Here is a 16519-nt window from a genome sequence, read left to right on the forward strand (position 1 = left end):
TCACGCGTAGTCGGGGTCGGTGCCCGGGGGGTCCTGTGGCACCATGAGAAAAACCCCGCCGGCAGGGGAAGAACCACGTCGGCAGGTACGTTGTGACTGTTGGCAATTCCTCGGCCCCGCTACTGGGAGTACATAGATATGACGGAGACCAGCACTCAGCAGGGGATCATCCTCACCGACGCCGCCGCGCAGAAGGTCAAGGCCCTGCTGGAGCAGGAAGGCCGCGACGACCTGGCGCTGCGCGTGGCGGTGCAGCCGGGCGGCTGCTCCGGGCTGATCTACCAGCTGTTCTTCGACGAGCGGCAGCTCGACGGCGACATCACCTACGACTTCGACGGCGTCACCGTGGTGACCGACCGCATGAGCGGCCCCTACCTGGGCGGGGCCACCGTCGACTTCGTCGACACGATCGAGAAGCAGGGCTTCACGATCGACAACCCCAACGCCACGGGTTCGTGCGCCTGCGGCGACAGCTTCTCCTAGGGGCTTCTCAGCTCCCCGAGGGCCTGACAGAGTAATCTGATCAGGCCCTTTTTCCGTTCACCCCTGCATGAAGGAGAGCCACCACCGTGCGCATCGCCGTGACAGGCTCCATCGCGACCGACCACCTGATGACCTTCCCCGGAAGGTTCTCCGACCAGCTGCTGCCCGACCAGCTCCAGCAGGTCTCGCTCTCCTTCCTGGTGGACGAGCTGGAGATCCGGCGCGGCGGCATCGCGGCGAACATCTCCTTCGGCCTCGGCTGCCTGGGCCTGAGCCCGCTGCTGGTCGGCGCGGTCGGCACCGACTTCGCCGACTACCGCGCCTGGCTGGAGCGCCACGGGGTGGACTGCTCCGGCGTGCACATCTCCGAACTGCGGCACACCGCCCGGTTCATGTGCACCACCGACGCCGACCACAACCAGATGGCCTCCTTCTACGCGGGGGCGATGAGCGAGGCCCGCAACATCGAGCTGGCCCCGCTCGGCGAGATCGACCTGGTGGTCGTCAGCCCCAACGACCCCGAGGCGATGGTCCGCCACACCGAGGAGTGCCGCGCCCGCGGCGTGGCGTTCGCGGCCGACCCCTCCCAGCAGCTCGCCCGCATGGACGGCGCGGAGGTGCGCAGCCTCATCGGCGGCGCCGCCTACCTGTTCACCAACGAGTACGAGAAGGCGCTCTGCGAGCAGAAGTCCGGCTGGTCGGACGCCGAGATCCTCGACCAGGTCGAGATCCGGGTCACCACCCTGGGCCCCAAGGGCGTGGTGATCGACCGCAAGGGCGAGCCCGGCCTGCACGTCCCGGCCGCGCCCGAGGTCCGCAAGGTCGAGCCGACCGGGGTGGGCGACGCCTTCCGCGCCGGCTTCCTGGCCGCGGTCGCCTGGGGCCTGGACCTGGAGCGCGCCGCCCAGCTGGGCAACCTCGTCGCCGCGCACGCGCTGGAGACCGCCGGCGGCCAGGAGTACCGGCTGGAGCGCGAGACCCTGCTGACCCGCATGGGCCAGGCCTACGGTTCCGCGGCCGCCGACGAGGTCGCCGCCCACCTCAGGTAGCAGGGGTCTCTTCAGTAATCACGGGTCTCTTCAGTAATCACGGCGGACGTGGAAGGCCCACCCCCCCTGGGGGAGGGCCTCCTCGCGCACGAACGTCTGCGACTTCATCCGGCACCAGGCGGGGATGTCGGTGCGGGCCGCGACGTCGTCGGCCTGGACCGCGATGACCTGGCCGAGCGGCACGTCGCGGATGCGTTCGGCCAGCATGATGATCGGAATGGGGCACTTGCGGCCCAGCGCGTCCAGGACCAGGGCGGCCGGGGGACCGGCCGGCACGGGCGGGGGCGCGGGCGGGGCCGGCGGCGCGGGGGGCTGCCTGCGGGTGCCGCGGCGGCGGAAGCCCATGGATCACGCTTCCCTTCTCGGCGTGGCGGGCGTCAGGTGACGCCCGCGCTCTTGCGCAACCGGGTCACCGCGTCGGGCAGGACGGCGAGGAACCGGTCGACGTCCGCGGTGGTCGCGCCACGGGGCAGCGATACCCGGACGTTGCCATGGGTGATCACTCCCATGGCCTCCAGCACATGGCTCGGTCGAAGCGTATCGGCCGTGCACGAACTACCGGACGAAACCTCGAAACCCAGCCGGTCCAGTTCGGTGATGATGGCCTCTCCTTCCACATAGAGGAAGGAAAAGGTCACCAGGTGGGGGAGTCTTCGCACCGGATCGCCCACGATCTGCACGTCGGCCACCAGTTCGGGCAGCCGGGTGCGGATGCGGTCGACCAGCTCCCGCAGCCGGGGCGCGTCGGCGGCGAACTCGGCGGAGTGGGCCTCCAGCGCCGCGGCCGTGGCCAGGGCGGCCGGCACGTTCGGGAAACCGGGCACCCGCCCGCCCTCCCGCTCGTCGGAGGGCAGCGGGGACCGCCAGCGGGTGCCCTTCCTGATCACCAGCAGGCCGGTGCCGGGCGGGCCGCCGAACTTGTGGGCGCTGGCGGCCAGCAGGGACCAGCCGCCGGGGAGCGGCACCCGTCCCGCGGACTGGGCGGCGTCGACGAACAAAGGCACCCCGGCCGCGCGGCACGCCTCGGCGGCCTCCTCGACCGGCTGCACCGTGCCCACCTCGTGGTTGGCCGACTGCAGGCAGGCCAGCGCGGTGCCGGGGCGCAGCGCGGCGGCGAACTCCGCCGGGTCGACCCGGCCGTGGCGGTCCACCGGCACGGTGGTGACCGTCCCGCCCTCCCGTTCGTGCAGTTCCGCGGCGTGCAGGACGCTGGAGTGCTCCACCGCGCCCACCACCAGATGGCGCCCCACCCGGCGGCGGGCGGCCAGCGCGCCCAGCACCGCCAGGTGCACGGCCTGGGTGCCCGACGCGGTGAAGCTCAGCTCGTCCGGCCTGACCCCCAGGGAGGCCGCGGTCCGGGCCCTCGCCTCATCCAGTAGCATTCTGGCCCGTCGTCCGGAGCCGTACAGGCGCGCCGGGTCCGCCCATCCCGTCTCGAACGCCGCCAGCAGCGCGGATCGGGCCGCCGGGTGTAGCGGTTCGGTAGAGGCAGCGTCGAAGTAAGGCACAGTACGACATTAACGGGGGTCCCGAGGGGGACTCCCAGGACACCCGCGCTAATGTGTCCACCAAACGAGGATCTATTTGAATGCAGCCGCCCGGGGATGGCCCCGGGCTTCATCTGTGGGGAAGGCAATCCGTGAGTCCGACCCGCTCTAGGGAGCGGCGTACGCCAGTGCGTGGCCGCCGAGCGCTGAGAAGCGCGACCGCGCTGGCTTTGCTGGCGATGGCCGCCACCGCCTGCGACGCTGAAGAGCTGAAGCGCCTTGGGTATCCCGACCCCGCCAGCGAGCAGGGCGAACGCATGCTCTCGCTCTGGCAGGGCTCGTGGATCGCGGCGATCGTGATCGGCGTGATCGTGTGGGGCCTGATCATCTGGGCGGTGCTGTTCCACCGCAAGCGCAAGGGCACCGAAGGCCTTCCGCTGCAGGTGCGCTACAACCTCCCGGTCGAGATGCTCTACACCGCCGTGCCGTTCGTCATCATCGGCGTGCTGTTCTTCTACACCGCCCGTGACGAGGCGTACGTCACGAAGCTGAGCGACAAGCCGGACGTCACGGTCGACGTGATCGGCTACCAGTGGAGCTGGCAGTTCGACTACCTCGGCGACGCCTTCAAGAAGGCGGACGGCTCCCCCATCAGCATCGTCGGCACCCCGACGTCGCCCGACGCCCCGGGCGGCACCGCCCAGGGTGAGAAGCCGGTCCTGGTCGTCCCCGTGGACAAGTCCATCCGCTTCAACCTCAAGTCGGACAACGTCATCCACTCCTTCTGGGTTCCCGCCTTCATCTACAAGAAGGACGTCGTTCCCGGATACGTGAACAAGTTCGAGCTGCGACCGACGAAGATCGGCACGTACGAAGGCCGCTGCGCCGAATTCTGCGGCGTCGACCACAGCCGGATGCTCTTCCAGGTGAAGGTCGTCTCGCAGGCCGAGTTCAACGACTTCGTGGCGCAGCAGAAGTCCGGAGGCGCGCAGTGACCGCGATCTCAGAGAGCCCCGCGCTCACCCCCGCGGCGGGCCCCCGCACCAGCAAGGGCCGGCTGATCGTCAACTGGATGACGTCGACCGACCACAAGGTCATCGGCTACATGTACCTCATCACCTCCTTCGCGTTCTTCCTCATCGGAGGCGTGATGGCGTTGGTGATCCGGACCGAGCTGTTCAAGCCCGGCATGCAGGTGGTCAGCAACGAGCAGTTCAACCAGCTGTTCACCATGCACGGCACGGTGATGCTGCTGATGTTCGCGACCCCGCTGTTCGCGGGCTTCGCCAACGTGATCATGCCGCTGCAGATCGGCTCGCCCGACGTGGCGTTCCCGCGCATGAACATGCTGGCGTTCTGGTTCTTCCTGTTCGGCAGCCTGATCGTGCTCGCCGCGTTCCTCACCCCCGACGGCGCCGCCAGCTTCGGCTGGTTCGCCTACACCCCGCTGTCGGACTCCGTCCGCACGCCGGGCTTCGGCGGCGACCTGTGGGTGATCGGCCTGTCCCTGTCGGGTCTGGGCACGATCCTGGGCGCGGTCAACTTCATCACCACGATCCTGTGCATGCGCGCACCGGGCATGACGATGTTCCGGATGTCGATCTTCACCTGGAACATCCTGCTGACCTCGATCCTGGTCCTGCTGGCCTTCCCGGTCCTGGCCGCGGCGCTGCTGGCGCTGTTCGCCGACCGCAAGTTCGGCGCGCACGTGTTCGACTCCGCCCACGGCGGCGCGATCCTCTGGCAGCACCTGTTCTGGTTCTTCGGCCACCCGGAGGTCTACATCATCGCGCTGCCGTTCTTCGGCATCGTGACCGAGATCCTCCCGGTGTTCAGCCGCAAGCCGGTCTTCGGCTACATCGGCCTGGTCGGCGCGACCATCGCGATCGCCGGCCTGTCGATCACCGTGTGGGCGCACCACATGTTCGTGACGGGGCAGGTACTCCTACCCTTCTTCTCGTTCATGACGTTCCTGATCGCGGTTCCAACGGGTGTGAAGTTCTTCAACTGGATCGGCACGATCTGGCGAGGGCACCTCACCTTCGAGAGCCCGATGCTCTTCTCGCTGGGCTTCATGGTCACCTTCCTCTTCGGCGGCCTGACCGGCGTCATCCTGGCCTCGCCTCCGATGGACTTCCAGCTGTCGGACTCCTACTTCGTGGTGGCGCACTTCCACTACGTGGTCTTCGGCACGGTCGTCTTCGCGATGTTCGCGGGCTTCTACTTCTGGTGGCCCAAGTTCACCGGCAAGATGCTCAACGACACCTGGGGCAAGATCCACTTCTGGGTCCTGTTCATCGGCTTCCACGGCACCTTCCTGGTGCAGCACTGGCTGGGCGCCGAGGGCATGCCCCGCCGCTACGCCGACTACGCCGCGGAGTTCACCGGCCTGAACGAGCTGTCCACGGTCTTCTCGTTCCTGCTGGGCGCCTCGATGCTGCCGTTCTTCTACAACCTGTACATCACGTGGAAGAAGGGCAAGAAGGTCACGGTCGACGACCCGTGGGGCTACGGCGGCTCCCTGGAGTGGGCGACGTCCTGCCCGCCGCCGCGGCACAACTTCAACTCGATCCCGCGGATCCGCTCCGAGCGTCCGGCCTTCGACCTGCACCACGCCGCCGAGGCGCACCGTGCGGCGGAGATGATCGGCAGCGGCGTCGCGACGAAGACGAAGAAGCTGGAGGGCTGACCCCATGCGCATCCAGGCTTACATGTTCTACGGTTGCGGGATCTTCTTCCTGATCACCGACATCGTCTACTGGATCTTCTCCGGTGACTGGACGGGCACCACCGCCCTGGCGATGTCCGTCGGCCTCGCCTTCATGATCGCCTTCTACATCCACTTCACGGTCAACCGGCTGGAGAAGCTCAAGGGCGGCGAGCTGCCCGAGGACGACAAGCTGGGCGAGATCTCCGAGCTCGCCGGCAAGGTGGGCGAGTTCAGCCCGCACAGCTGGTGGCCGCTGTTCGTGGCCCTGTCGGCCGCGGGCATCTGCCTGGGCCTGGTGTTCGGCTGGTGGCTGGTGCTGCTGTCCGTCACCTGCATCATCATGGCCGTGATCGGCTTCGTCTTCGAGTACTACCGCGGTCAGTACGTGGAGGCGTGAGCCGGAACGCCTGACGATTCACCGAAGGCCGGTGTGCTCCCGAGCGGGAGCGCACCGGCCTTCGGCATAATCGCATTCTGTTATGGGATGCTCACCGGGTGAGGTTTCCCCTGCCGGTCCGCGCGGGTAGCCAAGAGCACAGAAGCGGTGTTCGTCCGCTTCTCGGTGATCTTCGGGGGCCATGGGGCCTTCGGGAGTCCGGAACGGGATGACAACAGGAGGTTCGGTGCCGGTCTACCGCGCTGTGACGAGGGCGGGAGCCGCGGGTCTGCTCCTCGCCCCGCTCTTGGTCGGCTGCTCGCAGGAGGAACAGCTCCCTCCGCGGGCCGGGGTCGTGATCTCGCCGGTGAACACCGCGGTGAAGCCCGACACCCCCATCGTCGTGCGGGCCAGGGAGGGAACGCTCCAGAACGTCAGCGTCCAGGACGCCCAGGGCGCCGCCGTCGAGGGGGTCCTGGCCGACGACGCCTCCACCTGGACGTCCCGCTACCCCCTGGCGCCCGGCGGCAGGTACCGCGTGAAGGCCGCGGTGCTGGGCACCGACGGCCAGATGCAGACGGGGGACGGGTCCTTCACCACCACCCGGCCCCGGCAGACCGTGGAGGGCACGGTGCTGTTCCCCGAGCCCAGGGAGACCGTCGGGGTCGGCATGGCGATCAAGATCGGCTTCGACCGCGAGGTCACCGACAAGGAGGCGGTGGAGCGGGCGCTGGAGGTGCGCAGCTCCAAGCCGGTCGAGGGCGCCTGGCGCTGGTTCGACGACCGGAACGTCATCTTCCGCCCCAAGGAGTACTGGCCCGCCTACACCAAGGTCCGGGTGCTCGGCCACCTGACCGGGGTGCCGATCGCCGGCGGGCACTACGGCGCCAAGAACGTCGACCTGGAGTTCAACGTCGGCGAGCGCATCGAGAGCTTCGGCGACGCCCGCAAGTACAGGGTCGTGGTCAAGCGCAACGGCAAGACGGTGCGCACGATGCCCGCCAGCATGGGCAAGGGCGGGGTGCGCAAGTACACCACCACGAGCGGCGTTCACCTGACCATGGAGAAGGAGTACATGACCGTCATGACGTCACCCGGTATCGGACCGGGCCAGCCCGGCTACTACCGGCAGAACGTCAACTGGACGGTCCGGATCTCCAGCAGCGGCGAGTACCTGCACAGCGCGCCCTGGTCGGTGGGCTCCCAGGGCCGCGCCAACGTCAGCCACGGCTGCATCAACCTCTCCCCGGCCGACGGGAAGTGGTTCCACAACATCAGCCACCGCGGCGACCCGATGACGGTCACCGGCACGGACCGCGAACTCGAGCCGGAGAACGGCTGGGGCTACTGGCAGCTGAACTGGAAGCAGTGGCTCGAGGGCAGCAAGGCCCAGGGCTTCACCACCGGCACGCTGGCGGGCTCGGCGCAGCCGGCGGGAGCCAGGGAGGCGGCGGGCTCCCCAGGCGTCCAGGAGGGACGTCAGGAGCTCAGGAGTCCCTGAGCCGCTGCGAGACCTCCACCCAGCGCTCCAGCAGGGAACGGGCCGCGCCCGAGTCGATGGACTCGCCGGCCCGTTCGTAGGCGCCCTTGAGCGCCGGCACGAGGCCGTCGGCCGACGGGGCGCCCTCGGCGGCGACCAGGGCGGCGGCGGCGTTCAGCCGCACCATGTCCCGCACGGGGCCGCTCTCGCCGTCCAGGACCCGGCGCACCACCCCGGCGTTGTACTGCGCGTCCGCGCCGCGCAGCTCCTCCAGCGTGGATCTGGGGACGCCCAGCTCCGCCGGGTCGAAGACCGTCTCCTCCACCCCGCCGTCCCGCACGCACCACACCGCCGACGGGCCGGTGGTGCTCAGCTCGTCCAGGCCGTCCTCGCCGCGGAAGACCAGCGCCGAGCAGCCGCGGTCGGCGAAGACGCCGGCGACGACCGGCGCCATGCTGGGGTGGAACACCCCGACGGCCATCGCGCGCGGCCGGGCCGGGTTGGTCAGCGGGCCGAGGAAGTTGAAGAAGGTGGGCGTGCCCAGCTCCTTGCGCACCCCGCCGGCGTAGCGCATCGCGGGGTGGTAGAGCGGGGCGAAGAGGAAGGCGATCCCGGCCTCGGCCAGCACCCGTGAGGTCTTCTCCGGCGGCAGGTCGATCACCACGCCCAGCGCCTCGAGCACGTCGGCGGTGCCGCAGGCCGAGGAGGCGGCGCGGTTGCCGTGCTTGGCGATGCGGACGCCGGCCCCGGCGGCCACGATGGCGGCCATCGTGGAGAAGTTGACGGTGTGGTGACGGTCACCCCCGGTGCCCACCAGGTCGACGACACCCTCCACGGGCGGTTCCAGCGGGGTGCCGGCGGCCAGCATGCCCGCGGCGATGCCCGAGATCTCGCCGACCGTCTCGCCCTTGGCGCGCAGCGCGATGGCGAAGCCCGCCATCTGGGCGTCGGTGGCCTCGCCCGCCATGATCCGGCTCATCGCCCACTGCGCCTCCTCGGCGGTCAGCGTCCGCCCGTCGAGCAGGGCGTTGAGCAGGAAGGGCCAGGTCGTACGGGCAGCCACGGGAGACCTCTCTTCAGGTCGTGTCTAAAGGACGGGCAGTCGGTCTTCGAGCCGCTTGCGCAGCAGGGAGGCCGCGGCCTTGGCGGCGGCCATCGGGTCCAGCGGCTGGACGAGCACGGCGTCGGCGCGCGACCAGGTGGCCAGCCAGCCGTCGTCCTGGCGGGCGATGAGCGCCAGCATCGGGGGGCAGTCGTAGACCTCGTCCTTGGCCTGGCGGCACACGCCGAGCCCGCCGGCGGGCTGCGCCTCGGCGTCCAGCACGACCAGGTCGAAGCCGCCCTCGTCCAGCAGGCGCACCACCGCCGGCTGGGTGGCGCACTCCACGTACTCCACAGGGGGCAGGTCCGCCGCGGGGCGGCGGCCGATGGCCAGCCGGAGCTGCTCGCGGACACTGGCGTCGTCGCCGTAGACGAGGACCTTCAGCGGGGGGGCCGGGGTTTCGGCGGGCTGGGTGGCGCTCATGCCCGAGAGGCTACCGCTTCCGCACGGGTCGACCAAGGTGCCCGGCCGCGGGACGGCGGGGCGGGCGGGCAGGTGCCCGGAACGTTATTACGGATCGTGATAAATCCGATACACAGGGTGTGGTAGGCCTACCTGGCGGAACGTAGGGGAAGGCGGTGAAGTTCCAATCGTGACCCAAGAATCGGTCTCTAACAGGGGGGTCTGTGCGGGGTCCCGGCCGGGTGGCGTAATAATGCTGCCCGTGGCAACTGCATCCGCGACTAATACAACACTGCTTGGCGAGCGGGAGAATCGTCCCAACCTCGTCAATGTGGGGACGATCGTCTGGTTGTCGTCCGAGCTCATGTTCTTCGCGGCGTTGTTCGCGATGTACTTCACCATCCGGTCGGTGACCCTGGGCGCCGGCGGGGAATGGCCCCAGACCGAGTTGAACCTGCCGTTCGCGCTGTTCAACACGGTCGTCCTCGTCATCTCCTCGGTGACGTGCCAGATGGGCGTGTTCGCCGTCGAGAAGCACGGTCTGCCCGACGACGTGCGTCGTCGGAAGATGCGCTTCTGGTTCGCGATCTCCTTCGTCCTGGGCCTCTACTTCGTGATCGGTCAGCTCATCGAGTACCGGGAGCTGATCCACCACGGGACGACCCTCGCGTCGGACGCCTACGGGTCGGTCTTCTACCTGACCACCGGCTTCCACGGCATGCACGTGACCGGAGGCCTGATCGCGTTCCTGCTGGTTCTGGGACGCACGTACGCCGCGAAGCGCTGGACACATGAGCAGGCGACGAGTGCGATCGTCGTTTCGTACTACTGGCACTTCGTGGACGTGGTCTGGATCGGCCTGTTCGCGACCATCTACCTGATCAGATAACGGGGACCATCCGTGACTAGGTTCACCGCATGGCGCCGTCGCTCGTGGGCCGGCTACGCAGTCATGCTCGCCGCCCTCATGGCGATCGGCGTCATCTACGCCGGCTTCTCGCCCGCGACCGACCGGGCAGAGGCCGACGGCACGCAGGCCCAAGCGCAGGACCTGGCCAAGGGCCGGGAACTGTACAACCAGAACTGCGCCAGCTGCCACGGTCTCAACGCCGAGGGCACCAAGAGCGAGGGGGGCAACCAGCTCGCCCCCAGCCTGATCGGCGTCGGAGCGGCCTCGGTCGACTTCCAGATCACCACCGGCCGCATGCCGGCGATGACCTACGGCGCCCAGGTGCCGCGCAAGGACGTCGTGGCCCCGTTCGACGACTCCGAGAACGTCGAGGCCGTCGCCGCCTACATCCAGTCGCTGGGCGGCGGACCGGGCGTGCCCGTGGTCCCCGAGGGCGGCGACGTGGCGCTGGGCGGCAAGCTCTGGCGCACCAACTGCGCGCAGTGCCACAACTTCACCGGCCAGGGCGGCGCCCTGACCGGCGGCAAGTACGCGCCGAACCTGCATGACACCACGCCGGTCCAGATCTACGAGGCCATGCTCACCGGCCCGCAGGCCATGCCGGTCTTCAACGACACCACGCTGACCCCGCACGACAAGGCCTCGATCATCGCCTTCATCGAGACCGTGCGCGCCGAGCCCAACCCCGGCGGCAACGGCCTGGGCCGGATCGGCCCGGTCTCCGAGGGCCTGGTCGCCTGGCTGGTGGGCATCGGCCTGCTCGTCCTCTGCGCGATGTGGATCACCGCCAAGAAGCCGAAGAAGCTGAAGAAGTCATGAGCGACGAAACCAACGAGACCACGGGCGCGGGGCCCGAGCGCGTCATCGGCACGCCGCCCCCCGTGAAGTCCGGCGCCCTGCTGGCGTCCGGCGGAGGCGACACCGAGGAGTACAAGCCGGGCGCCGAGCTCGACGAGCGCAAGGCCAAGAAGGACGAGCGGATCGTCGCCCTGTTCTTCCTGCTGGCCTTCGCCGCGAGCGTCGGCTTCATGGTCTACTTCATCGGCTGGAGCGGCCGCAACGGCGGCATGCACGGCCTGGAGCGGACCAGGGAGAGCAACTTCTGGCTCGGCGGCCTGATGGCGCTCTCCTTCCTGGCGATGGGCGTCGGCGTCACCCTGTGGATGCGCCGGCTGATGACCAGCGTCCCGATCGAGCAGGCCCGCTACGACATGGCCACCGACGAGGAGACCCGCTCCTCGCTCGCCGCGGACATCAAGCAGGGCGCGCTGGACAGCGGCCTGGGCAAGCGGCCGCTGCTGCGCCGCACCCTGCTGCTGGCCGCCGCCCCGCTGGGCCTGGCCCCGCTGTTCCTGCTGCGCGACCTCGGTCCGCTGCCGGAGAAGCGGCTGCGCCACACCTACTGGGCCAAGGCCGTGGCCAAGGCCAAGGAGGCCGGCAAGCCCGGCGTGCGGCTCATCGTCGACAGCGGTCCCGAGGCCTCGGCCCCGCTGAAGGCCGCCGACTTCAACACGCCCGGCGGCATGATCACGGTGCTGCCCGAGGGCATCTACGACCTGGGGCACGACGCCCTGACCCAGATCGCCAAGGCGTCGACCATCCTGATCAACATCGAGCCCGACAAGATCAAGCCGGTCAAGGGCCAGGAGAACTGGACGGTCAACGGGATCATCGCGTACTCCAAGATCTGCACGCACGTCGGCTGCCCCGCGGCCCTGTACGAGCAGACCACGCACCACATCCTGTGCCCGTGCCACCAGTCGACCTTCGACGCCACCGACGGCGCCAAGGTCATCTTCGGCCCGGCGGCACGGCCGCTGCCGCAGCTGCCGCTCGCCGTGGACGAAGAGGGCTACCTGATCGCGACCGGAGACTTCCCCGAGCCCATCGGGCCGAGTTACTGGGAGCGTGGGTGACCATGGCTGACACATCACTGCCCAAGTCGGTCTCCGGACCGCTGAACCACATCGACGACCGGCTGGGTTCGTCGAACTTCCTCAAGCGCAACATCAAGAAGGTCTTCCCCGACCACTGGTCGTTCCTGCTGGGCGAGATCGCGCTCTACTCGTTCGTCATCCTGCTGCTGACCGGTGTCTTCCTCACGCTCTGGTTCAAGCCGAGCATGCTGGAAGTGCACTACCACGGCTCCTACGGGCCGCTGGAAGGCGTGATGATGTCCGAGGCCTACGCCTCGTCCCTGGACATCACCTTCGACGTCCGCGGCGGCCTGCTCATGCGGCAGATGCACCACTGGGCGGCGCTGCTGTTCATCGCCTCCCTGATGGCGCACATGCTCCGGGTGTTCTTCACCGGCGCCTACCGCAAGCCGCGTGAGTTCAACTGGTTCATCGGCCTGGGCCTGTTCACGCTGGCCCTGCTCGAGGGCCTGTTCGGCTACTCGCTGCCGGACGACCTGCTGTCGGGCGCCGGTCTGCGCATCACGCAGGGCGTGCTGGAGTCCATCCCGGTGGTGGGCACCTACGGGTACATGTTCCTGTTCGGCGGGGAGTTCCCCGGCCAGGACATCATCCCCAGGATGTTCACCCTGCACATCCTGCTGATCCCGGGCATCATCCTGGCGCTGGTCACCGCGCACATGATGATCATGTGGCACCAGAAGCACACCCAGATGCCGGGCACCGGCGGCACCGAGCAGAAGGTGACGGGCTACCCGTTCTACCCGGTCTTCCTGGCCAAGAGCGGCGCCTACTTCCTGTTCACCTTCGCGGTGATCGCCCTGCTGGGCGCCTTCGCCCAGATCAACCCGATCTGGCTGTACGGCCCGTACGACCCGTCGGCGATCTCGTCCGGTTCCCAGCCGGACTTCTACATGGGCTTCCTCGAGGGGTCGCTGCGGATCATGCCGCCGTGGGAGATCGTGCTCTTCGGCCACACGCTCAGCCTCAGCGTGCTCATCCCGGCGCTGGTGCCGCTCGGCATCGTCATGACGGGCGCGGCGGTCTGGCCGGCGCTGGAGCGCTGGGTCACCGGCGACCACCGCAACCACCACGTCAACGACCGCCCGCGCAACGCGCCGACGCGCACCGCGGTCGGCATGATGGCGGTCACCTTCTACGGCCTGCTCTGGCTGGCCGGCGGAAACGACATCATCTCCGAGCGGTTCCACGTGTCGCTGTACGCGACGACCTGGTTCTTCCGGATCGCCATCTTCGTCGGCCCGATCCTGGCGTTCATGATCACCAAGCGGATCTGCCTGGGCCTCCAGCGCAGCGACGCCGCGACCATGGCGCACGGCTACGAGGCGGGCATCATCACGATGAGCCCCGAGGGCAAGTTCGAGGAGGTCCACAAGACCCCCTCGGCCGCCGAGATCGCGAAGATCACCTCCAAGGAGGAGCCGCGCCCGCCGCTGCCGGCGGTGGACGCCAACGGGGTGCCGGCCAAGGGCTCCAAGGGCCCGATGGGCCACCTGCGCACCCGCCTCAACATGTGGTGGAACGCCGACACGATCCCGATCGAGGGAGACGGCAGGCCGCACGAGCACCACGAGCAGGAGCTCGTCGAGGACGAGTCCCGCAAGGAGCTCACCCGCTGAGCAACGGTTGCCACACGACCGAATGAGAAGGAGCCCGCCACCGGCAAGGTGGCGGGCTCCTTCTCGTCCGTCCGCCGGGGGGCGGGGCGGCGGCTACTCCTCGGGCAGGCCGAGGGAGAACATCGCGTCCAGGTCGTGCCGCGAGTAGGTGCGGAAGGCGATGTGGGTGTCGGTGTGCACCACGCCGGGGACCTTGCTGATCCGGCCGGGGATGACCTCGGCGAGCTCGTCGTGGTGGCGGACCCGCACCATGGCCAGGAGGTCGTGGTCGCCGGTGATGGAGTAGACCTCGCTGATGCCCTCCAGCTTCACGACCTGCTCGGCGACCTCGTTGACCTGGTCCACTTCGGTCTGGATGAGCACGATGGCGGTTATCAAGGCGGGATCCTCCTCTTGCGGCGTCTTCGCGGTCCTTCGAGCCTAACGGCGGCCGGGGAGGGCGGCGGCGCGGCGGGCGGCGCGGGGGGAGCGGGCCAGCAGGCCCAGCAGGGCCCCGGCGACGAAGCCGTAGATGTGGGCGACGTAGGCGACGCCGTCGCTCTCGCCGAGGCTGAGCCACTGCAGCACGAAGAACTGGCCGAGCAGCACCCAGGCGGGCAGCCGGAAGGGCACGAGGCCGGAGACCAGGGCGATGGTGCGCGAGCGCGGGTACATCGCCAGGTGGGAGCCCAGGACGCCCGCCACGGCGCCGGAAGCGCCGACGAGGGGCACCGTGGAGTCGGGGTAGGTGATGGCGAAGCCGTAGGCGGCGGCCAGGCCGCAGCCCAGGTAGAAGAGCAGGAAGCGCAGCCTGCCCAGCCTGTCCTCGGTGGCCTGCCCGAAGACGAACAGGTAGATCATGTTGCCGAGCAGGTGCAGCCAGCCGCCGTGCAGGAACATCGAGCTGAAGGCGGACAGGAAGGGGTTCTTGTCGGGCGTCTGGTCGCCGGAGAGCTCGCAGACGGCGGCCACCGCCCCGGGAATGGGGATCGGCTCGTTGTCGGTCAGCTCCTGCGGGATGGCGCCGTACTCGCGGACGAAGACCGCCTGGTCGCACACCTGCTCGCGCTGGCTCGCGTAGTCGTTGCCGAAGGTCGCCATCGGCGTCAGCAGGAAGAACAGGAAGTTCAGCGCGATGAGCGCGTAGGTGACGAGCGGGGCCCGCCGGGTCGGCTGGTTGTCATACAGGGGCATCGCCACGACGGCCAGCGTAGGGCTTCGGCTCCTGATAAGCACCCTCTATCCACTCCCGCAGGCCCTCCGCGCCGCCCGCGGGGCAGCTCCACGTCCCGTCCACCAGCACCAGCCGGACGCCGGGGGAGTCCATCCAGCGCAGCAGGCACTCCATCTCGGCGGGGGAGGCGGCGTGGCGGCGTCCGGGCTCGGGCAGGACCGTCTGCGCGGCGGCCGTGCAGGCCTCGACGTAGGGCCCGTAGGCGGTGGCGTGGGCGGGGATGACGCTCGCGCCGGCGAGCCTGCCGTACCGCACGACGGCCAGCTCCCAGCCGCCGTCGAAGCCGGGCCGGGCCACCACCAGCTGGGCCAGGGCGGCCAGGGCGTCCAGCCGCTGGGCGCGGCCCGCGGCCCGCAGGAAGGCGGCGAGCCGGTCGCGCTGGACGGCGGCCTCCTCGTAGCGCAGCTCGGCGGAGAGCCGTTCGATCCTGGTCCGCACCGCCTCCACGACGGGCTCCGCGTTCTCGGACATCATCGTGCGGGCCGCCCGGACGTGCCGCGCGTACCCCTCGGTGTCCTCGCGCCCCTCGCAGGGGGCGCCGCACCGGCCGAGCTCGACCAGGGCGCAGGAGTACGCCTTGCCCTCGGCGACGCGGCGGGGGGTGAGCGGCTGGTCGCAGTGGCGCAGCACGGTGGCCTCGCGCAGCGCCTCGCGCGCCTCCTCGGCGGCCGGCCTGGACGCGAAGGGACCGATGTAGGCGCAGCCGTCGTCGCGGCATTCGCGCACCACCGACAGCCGGGGGAAGGCCTCGTCGGTGAGCTTCAGCCACAGGGCGCGCTCGGGGAACTTGGAGCGCCGGTTGTAGCGGGGCTTGTGCTCGGCGATGAGCCGCAGCTCGCGGATCTCGGCCTCCAGGCCGGTGGCGCAGGGGATGGTGCGCACCCGCTCGGCGATGCCGACCATCTCGCGGACGCGCTTGCGGGTCTCCCCGGCGGTGAAGTACGAGCGGACCCGGGTGCGCAGGTCGCCGCTCTTGCCGATGTAGAGGATGTCGCCCCGGCCGTCCTCGAAGAAGTAGACGCCGGGCCCGGACGGCACCCCGTCGGCCAGGTGGCGCTTGGCCTGCTGCTGGGGGGTGGGGGCGCGGGCGAAGCCCTTGGCCTCCTCCAGGGAGGTGACGCCGTAGGAGCCGAGCCGCTCGAGCAGTCCGTACAGCACGTCCACGGTGGCGCGGGCGTCGGCCAGCGCGCGGTGGTTGGGCCTGACCGCGGTGCCGAAGAACCGGGCGAGCGTCTCGAGCTTGCGGTTGGGCACCTCCTCCCGGGTGAGGACGCGCCGGGCGAGGTCGACGGTGTCCAGCACGGGGAAGGCCGGCCAGGGGTGGTTCAGCCGGGCGCAGGCCGCCTTGAGGAAGCCGGTGTCGAAGGGCGCGTTGTGGGCGACCAGGACGCACCCGCGGGCGAACTCCAGGAAGGTGGGGACGACCTCGGCGACCGGGGGCGCGCCGGCCACCATCGCCTGGGTGATCCCGGTGAGGACGGTGATGTGGGGCGGGATCGCCAGCCCGCAGTCGACCAGGGTGCCCAGCTCGCCGATGATCTCGCCGCCGCGGACCTTGACCGCGCCGATCTCGGTGATGCCGCACGAGGCGGGCGACCCGCCGGTGGTCTCCAGGTCGACCACGACGAAGGTCACCTCGCTGAGGGGGGTGCCGAGATCGTCGAGGCTGCCTTGAACGGAACGCATGGTCGGCACCGTAGGCGCTCCGTGTGACAAAATCTGTACACACGGAAGGGAGCAGAGCGATCACC

General features: G+C 69.5%; 17 protein-coding genes. 10 read left to right on the top strand and 7 right to left on the bottom strand.

The genetic code is table 11. The features are described 5' to 3' along the window. Positions 1 to 138 precede the first annotated feature (138 nt). Together erpA and C2865_RS11630 are read left to right on the top strand one after the other, a co-directional pair. Positions 139 to 483 (top strand): iron-sulfur cluster insertion protein ErpA, encoded by a 345-nt coding sequence (gene erpA / locus C2865_RS11625; protein WP_106398354.1) that lies wholly within the window; start codon positions 139 to 141, stop codon positions 481 to 483. An 86-nt stretch (positions 484 to 569) separates the two neighbouring features. Beyond that, positions 570 to 1532, top strand: a complete 963-nt coding sequence (locus C2865_RS11630; RefSeq protein ID WP_106398355.1) for a carbohydrate kinase family protein — start codon at positions 570 to 572, stop codon at positions 1530 to 1532. 30 nt (positions 1533 to 1562) lie between these two features. Here C2865_RS11630 and C2865_RS40660 read toward each other — a convergent pair whose 3' ends face one another. Further along, positions 1563 to 1877 carry a sulfurtransferase TusA family protein gene (locus C2865_RS40660; protein ID WP_106398356.1) on the bottom strand — a complete coding sequence of 105 codons (315 nt, stop codon included), beginning with the start codon at positions 1875 to 1877 and terminating at the stop codon, positions 1563 to 1565. Between the two features lie 32 nt (positions 1878 to 1909). Beyond that, positions 1910 to 3040 carry a cysteine desulfurase family protein gene (locus tag C2865_RS11640; RefSeq protein ID WP_106398357.1) on the bottom strand — a complete coding sequence of 377 codons (1131 nt, stop codon included), beginning with the start codon at positions 3038 to 3040 and terminating at the stop codon, positions 1910 to 1912. Between the two features lie 167 nt (positions 3041 to 3207). On the opposite strand from C2865_RS11640, the gene ctaC reads away from it, so the two are divergent. From ctaC to C2865_RS11660, 4 genes are all read left to right on the top strand, one after another. Beyond that, positions 3208 to 4014, top strand: a complete 807-nt coding sequence (gene ctaC, locus C2865_RS11645) for an aa3-type cytochrome oxidase subunit II (protein WP_198653175.1) — start codon at positions 3208 to 3210, stop codon at positions 4012 to 4014. A 77-nt stretch (positions 4015 to 4091) separates the two neighbouring features. Then, positions 4092 to 5708, top strand: a complete 1617-nt coding sequence (ctaD, locus tag C2865_RS11650) for an aa3-type cytochrome oxidase subunit I (protein WP_106398705.1) — start codon at positions 4092 to 4094, stop codon at positions 5706 to 5708. 4 nt (positions 5709 to 5712) lie between these two features. Beyond that, positions 5713 to 6126, top strand: a complete 414-nt coding sequence (locus C2865_RS11655; RefSeq protein ID WP_106398358.1) for a cytochrome c oxidase subunit 4 — start codon at positions 5713 to 5715, stop codon at positions 6124 to 6126. A gap of 226 nt (positions 6127 to 6352) precedes the next feature. Then, complete coding sequence (locus C2865_RS11660) at positions 6353 to 7606, top strand: L,D-transpeptidase (protein ID WP_198653183.1); 1254 nt, start codon at positions 6353 to 6355, stop codon at positions 7604 to 7606. Here the strand turns inward: C2865_RS11660 and trpD are convergent. After that, positions 7593 to 8648, bottom strand: a complete 1056-nt coding sequence (gene trpD / locus C2865_RS11665; RefSeq protein WP_106398360.1) for an anthranilate phosphoribosyltransferase — start codon at positions 8646 to 8648, stop codon at positions 7593 to 7595. The two genes, C2865_RS11660 and trpD, sit on opposite strands and share 14 nt — an antisense overlap. Before the next feature lie 24 nt (positions 8649 to 8672). After that, positions 8673 to 9110 (bottom strand): PleD family two-component system response regulator, encoded by a 438-nt coding sequence (locus tag C2865_RS11670; protein WP_106398361.1) that lies wholly within the window; start codon positions 9108 to 9110, stop codon positions 8673 to 8675. Between the two features lie 232 nt (positions 9111 to 9342). On the opposite strand from C2865_RS11670, the gene ctaE reads away from it, so the two are divergent. The 4 genes from ctaE to qcrB are packed head-to-tail and all read left to right on the top strand — an operon-like array spanning position 9343 to position 13555. After that, positions 9343 to 9978, top strand: coding sequence for an aa3-type cytochrome oxidase subunit III (gene ctaE / locus C2865_RS11675; protein ID WP_106398362.1), 636 nt, complete (start codon positions 9343 to 9345; stop codon positions 9976 to 9978). Between the two features lie 12 nt (positions 9979 to 9990). Beyond that, positions 9991 to 10818: a cytochrome bc1 complex diheme cytochrome c subunit gene (gene qcrC, locus C2865_RS11680; RefSeq protein WP_232835531.1), complete on the top strand. Its 828-nt coding sequence runs from the start codon at positions 9991 to 9993 to the stop codon at positions 10816 to 10818. Next, a complete protein-coding gene (qcrA, locus tag C2865_RS11685) occupies positions 10815 to 11915 on the top strand; it encodes a cytochrome bc1 complex Rieske iron-sulfur subunit (protein WP_106398364.1) in 1101 nt (366 codons plus the stop codon). Before qcrC ends, qcrA begins: the two co-directional genes overlap by 4 nt. Positions 11916 to 11917: 2 nt before the next feature. Continuing rightward, positions 11918 to 13555: a cytochrome bc1 complex cytochrome b subunit gene (qcrB, locus tag C2865_RS11690; RefSeq protein ID WP_106398365.1), complete on the top strand. Its 1638-nt coding sequence runs from the start codon at positions 11918 to 11920 to the stop codon at positions 13553 to 13555. Positions 13556 to 13648: 93 nt separating this feature from the next. On the opposite strand, the gene C2865_RS11695 is transcribed toward qcrB, so the two are convergent. The 3 genes from C2865_RS11695 to C2865_RS11705 are packed head-to-tail and all read right to left on the bottom strand — an operon-like array spanning position 13649 to position 16454. Next, positions 13649 to 13933, bottom strand: a complete 285-nt coding sequence (locus C2865_RS11695) for an Lrp/AsnC family transcriptional regulator (protein WP_106398366.1) — start codon at positions 13931 to 13933, stop codon at positions 13649 to 13651. Positions 13934 to 13975: 42 nt separating this feature from the next. Further along, complete coding sequence (locus C2865_RS11700) at positions 13976 to 14728, bottom strand: rhomboid family intramembrane serine protease (RefSeq protein WP_198653278.1); 753 nt, start codon at positions 14726 to 14728, stop codon at positions 13976 to 13978. Continuing rightward, entirely contained in the window at positions 14715 to 16454 is a 1740-nt protein-coding gene (locus tag C2865_RS11705; protein ID WP_106398707.1) for a DEDD exonuclease domain-containing protein, read from the bottom strand. The genes C2865_RS11700 and C2865_RS11705 overlap by 14 nt, the downstream gene beginning before the upstream one ends. Positions 16455 to 16519 lie beyond the last annotated feature (65 nt).

Origin of the sequence: Actinocorallia populi, from assembly GCF_002995495.1 — a bacterium.
Taxonomy (GTDB): Bacteria; Actinomycetota; Actinomycetes; order Streptosporangiales; family Streptosporangiaceae; genus Actinocorallia; species Actinocorallia populi.

Bases quoted from the DNA above. Each gene is read 5' to 3' on its own strand.
- qcrA (WP_106398364.1), top strand. From the start codon at position 10,815: ATGAGCGACGAAACCAACGAGACCACGGGCGCGGGGCCCGAGCGCGTC.
- ctaE (WP_106398362.1), top strand. From the start codon at position 9,343: ATGCTGCCCGTGGCAACTGCATCCGCGACTAATACAACACTGCTTGGC.
- C2865_RS40660 (WP_106398356.1), bottom strand. From the start codon at position 1,877: ATGGGCTTCCGCCGCCGCGGCACCCGCAGGCAGCCCCCCGCGCCGCCG.
- qcrB (WP_106398365.1), top strand. From the start codon at position 11,918: ATGGCTGACACATCACTGCCCAAGTCGGTCTCCGGACCGCTGAACCAC.
- erpA (WP_106398354.1), top strand. From the start codon at position 139: ATGACGGAGACCAGCACTCAGCAGGGGATCATCCTCACCGACGCCGCC.
- ctaD (WP_106398705.1), top strand. From the start codon at position 4,092: ATGACGTCGACCGACCACAAGGTCATCGGCTACATGTACCTCATCACC.
- C2865_RS11705 (WP_106398707.1), bottom strand. From the start codon at position 16,454: ATGCGTTCCGTTCAAGGCAGCCTCGACGATCTCGGCACCCCCCTCAGC.
- C2865_RS11700 (WP_198653278.1), bottom strand. From the start codon at position 14,728: ATGCCCCTGTATGACAACCAGCCGACCCGGCGGGCCCCGCTCGTCACC.
- C2865_RS11655 (WP_106398358.1), top strand. From the start codon at position 5,713: ATGCGCATCCAGGCTTACATGTTCTACGGTTGCGGGATCTTCTTCCTG.
- C2865_RS11670 (WP_106398361.1), bottom strand. From the start codon at position 9,110: ATGAGCGCCACCCAGCCCGCCGAAACCCCGGCCCCCCCGCTGAAGGTC.